The sequence below is a fragment of the Caldithrix sp. genome, from assembly GCF_056497305.1.
In genome coordinates, this window is the sequence record NZ_JBSMDE010000126.1 from 1 (window position 1) to 3,394 (window position 3,394).

Here is a 3,394-nt window from a genome sequence, read left to right on the forward strand (position 1 = left end):
AAACATCGACATTGGCGGGCCGACCATGGTGCGTGCCGCGGCTAAAAATTTCAAATATGTGGCCGTGGTAACTGACCCTCAGGATTATCCCGATCTGGTGCGCGAACTTAAGGACAATGACGGCGCCTTGAGTTACGAAACGCGTTTCAGGCTGATGCGCAAAGCCTTCAATGTAACGGCCGATTACGATGCCATGATCGCCACCACCATGGACGAGACCGCCGGCCATCTCTCGGTGCGTTTGTCTTTTGATCAGGCCAGAACCCTGCGTTACGGTGAAAACGCTCATCAACAGGCGTTCTTTTTGCGTCAGCGTCACGCGGCTTATTCGTTACACGATCTGGAATTTTTGCATGGTAAAGAACTTTCGTACAACAATATTGTGGATCTCTATTCCGCACTGGACGCTGTTAAGGATTTTCAAAACACGGCCTGCGCCATCATTAAACACAACAATCCCTGCGGTTTGTGCGAAGGAAACGAGCAACGGGAAGTGTTTGAAATGGCCTGGGCCGGTGATCCCGTTTCCGCCTTTGGTTCGGTCATCGCTTTCAATAGAAAGGTTGAACGTTCGACCGTTGAATTTTTAAATCTGGACGCAGAAAACAAAATGCTGCGTAAGTTTGTGGAAGTCGTGGCCGCCCCGGATTTTTCGCCAGAGGCCATCGACTATTTGAAACAGCACAAAAATTTACGCATCGTACGGATTGATCCGCTACGCGTCGCTCAGGAAAAGGAGTTCAAAATCCTGCCCGGGGCAATGCTGCGGCAAACGAGCGATGAAACGTTACTGGACAAAACGGAAACCGTCACCAAAGCGGCGGCTGAAGTCGACGGGGCACTCCTTAAATTTGGATTGCTGGCCATACGTCAATTGAAGTCTAACGCCATTGCCGTGGTGCGTAAAATCAATGGCAACCTGCAACTGCTGGGCATGGGTTGCGGCCAGCCCAATCGCGTGAACTCGACGCGCCTGGCTCTGGAACGCAGCCGGGAAAATCTGAAAAATGAATTCAGCGGCAGCGAGGATCAACTGGAAACCTACATCAAAGAGCAAATGGCTCAGGCTGTATTGGTCTCGGACGCCTTCTTTCCCTTTCCGGACAATGTGGAAATCGCCGCCCGCTACGGCATTAAAACCATTGTGCAACCCGGAGGCTCGATCCGCGACAAATCGGTAATTCAAAAATGCGATGAATTGGGCCTGGCCATGATTTTTACCGGCATCCGGCATTTTAAACACTAATGAAATGTTGAATGTTGAGTTTTGAATTTTGAATGGAGGAAATGAAAGAAAATTTGATTCAAAAACGAACATTTGCTTTTTCGTTAAACATTATTAAGCTTTACCAAAAGCTCCCAGCAAATAAAGAGTCTGTCATTTCAAAAATATTACGTTGCGGAACCAATATTGGCGCAAATATCGTGGAAGTAACGGTTGCTCAAAGTAAGAAGGATTTTTTAAGTAAATAAGTAAAATGTGCGTTGTGTCAAAGGAAGCAATGGAGACAAAATTCTGCTTGCGTCTTTTAAATGAAAGTGATCTGGTGAAACTATCATTGGAATCTTATTTAACAGAAATGGATGAAATAATAAATATTTTAACAAAAATCGCCAAAACGACAGCAAAGAATTTAGAAACCAATAAAAAGCGCATTTTTAATACTCATGACTAAATGGAGAACATTTTTACGAAAAACAATTCAACATTCAATATTTAAAATTCAAAATTTCGGAGAAAACAATGAGCGTTTTAACCAATCTCATCACACCACAATTGCCAAAAATTCACTCCGGCAAGGTGCGCGAGAGCTTTCGTGTCGATGATGCGCATCGACTGATCGTAGCCACCGATCGCCTTTCGGCCTTTGACCGTGTTTTAAAAACGCCCATACCGGGCAAGGGGGCGGTGCTCAATTCGCTGGCCGCTTTCTGGTTCGAAAAGACCAAAGACATTGTGCCCAACCACTTTGTGCGTCTGATCGATCCTAATATCTCTCTGGTGCGCGAGGCACAACCAATTAAGGTAGAAATGATCGTGCGCGGCTATTTAACCGGTTCGGCCTGGCGCGCTTACCAGAAGGGAAAACGGCAGGTGTCAGGCGTGCCCATTCCCGAAGGCATGAAAAAGAATCAGGCCTTTCCGGAGCCGATCGTAACGCCCACCACCAAAGAAGAGAGCGATCGGGAGATTTCCGCAGAAGAGCTGGTAAAAGAAGGCTGGGTGGATGCCTCTGTTTACAAAAAAATGGCCGAAGTAAGTCTGGAACTGTTCAAACGCGGTTCGGAATTTTTAGCACAGAAGGGTATTGTTCTGGTGGACACCAAATACGAATTCGGACTGATTGACGGAGAGTTGGTGTTAATCGATGAAATCCATACCCCGGATTCGTCCCGTTTCTGGTCAAAGGCAGATTACGAAAAACATCCGGACACAGCGGAACAGTTGGACAAAGAGTACGTGCGGGCCTATTTGCTGCAACACAAAAAAGAGGGGCAGTTCCCCACAGAACTGCCGCCCGAGGTGGTTGCCGAAACAACGCGTCGGTACAGGGAAATTTACCGCATGATTACCGGAGAGGAACTGCCCGACACAGCGGAAGATGTGCGTCAGCGCGTGTACAACAATCTGTTGAAAGCCGGTTTAATCAAACCCGGCTTTGTAGCTTTTGTCATGGGCTCGCCTTCCGATGAAGCACACGCCCGCAAAATGCAAAAGGTTGTCGAAAAATACGGCGTGTTTAGCGAATTGCGCGTGGTATCGGCGCACAAAAACGGGGAGCGCATTCCCCAGGTGGTAAAAGATTACAACCTTTCCATTGAGCCAGGCGCTGTGGTAGCCATTGCCGGACGCTCAAACGGTTTGGGAGGGGCGCTGGCCGCCAACTTAACCATCCCGCTGATCAACTGTCCGCCCTTTTCGGACAAGACGGACCTGATGGTGAACATCAACTCCTCGCTGATGATGCCTTCCAACACTCCGGCAGCCACGGTGGTTGATCCTGTCAATGCGGCACTGTTTGCCGTACGTTGTTTAAACTTACCGGCGCTGCGTGAGCAAATCTTGAATGACATTCAAAAAATGAAAGAGGACTTACTCCATGCAGACCGAAAACTCAGGGGCCGCTGAACGGGCTTGGGCTATTTCGCCCTTAGACGGACGCTACGGAAACCGCCTGAAACATCTTGGAGAGTATTTCTCCGAGTTTGCCCTGATGCGCGCCCGCGTGCAGGTTGAATTACACTTTTTAAAAGCTCTTGATGCCACGGGTCTGTTTCCGAAACTGACAGACCAGGAACAGGAGACAATCGCCTTTTACCTGAACCATTTCTCCATGGAAGATTACCTGCGCATTAAAGAAATCGAAAAAACGCTGAACCACGATGTTAAATC

4 protein-coding genes and 1 pseudogene are annotated in these 3,394 nt (G+C 48.1%); all 5 read left to right on the plus strand.

Going from position 1 to position 3,394, the window contains the following annotated elements; translation table 11 throughout:
- On the plus strand, window positions 1-1,246 hold a 1,246-nt coding region (gene purH / locus ACWB0I_RS10405; protein ID WP_479387995.1), incomplete at its 5' end, for a bifunctional phosphoribosylaminoimidazolecarboxamide formyltransferase/IMP cyclohydrolase.
- 41 nt (window positions 1,247-1,287) lie between these two features.
- Window positions 1,288-1,473 carry a four helix bundle protein gene (locus tag ACWB0I_RS10410; RefSeq protein ID WP_479387996.1) on the plus strand — a complete coding sequence of 62 codons (186 nt, stop codon included), beginning with the start codon at window positions 1,288-1,290 and terminating at the stop codon, window positions 1,471-1,473.
- A 29-nt stretch (window positions 1,474-1,502) separates the two neighbouring features.
- Window positions 1,503-1,676: a hypothetical protein gene (locus ACWB0I_RS10415; RefSeq protein WP_479387997.1), complete on the plus strand. Its 174-nt coding sequence runs from the start codon at window positions 1,503-1,505 to the stop codon at window positions 1,674-1,676.
- A 68-nt stretch (window positions 1,677-1,744) separates the two neighbouring features.
- The gene (locus ACWB0I_RS10420) at window positions 1,745-3,130 is read left to right on the plus strand and encodes a phosphoribosylaminoimidazolesuccinocarboxamide synthase (protein ID WP_479387998.1); all 1,386 of its coding nucleotides are present in this window, start codon (window positions 1,745-1,747) and stop codon (window positions 3,128-3,130) included.
- Window positions 3,102-3,394 (plus strand): annotated as a pseudogene (locus ACWB0I_RS10425) (adenylosuccinate lyase); the annotation flags it as partial. The gene ACWB0I_RS10420 and the pseudogene ACWB0I_RS10425, both read left to right, overlap by 29 nt.

Excerpts from the sequence above, each read along its gene's own strand:
- ACWB0I_RS10410 (WP_479387996.1), top strand. The coding sequence starts at position 1,288 with ATGAAAGAAAATTTGATTCAAAAACGAACATTTGCTTTTTCGTTAAAC.
- ACWB0I_RS10415 (WP_479387997.1), top strand. The coding sequence starts at position 1,503 with ATGGAGACAAAATTCTGCTTGCGTCTTTTAAATGAAAGTGATCTGGTG.
- ACWB0I_RS10420 (WP_479387998.1), top strand. The coding sequence starts at position 1,745 with ATGAGCGTTTTAACCAATCTCATCACACCACAATTGCCAAAAATTCAC.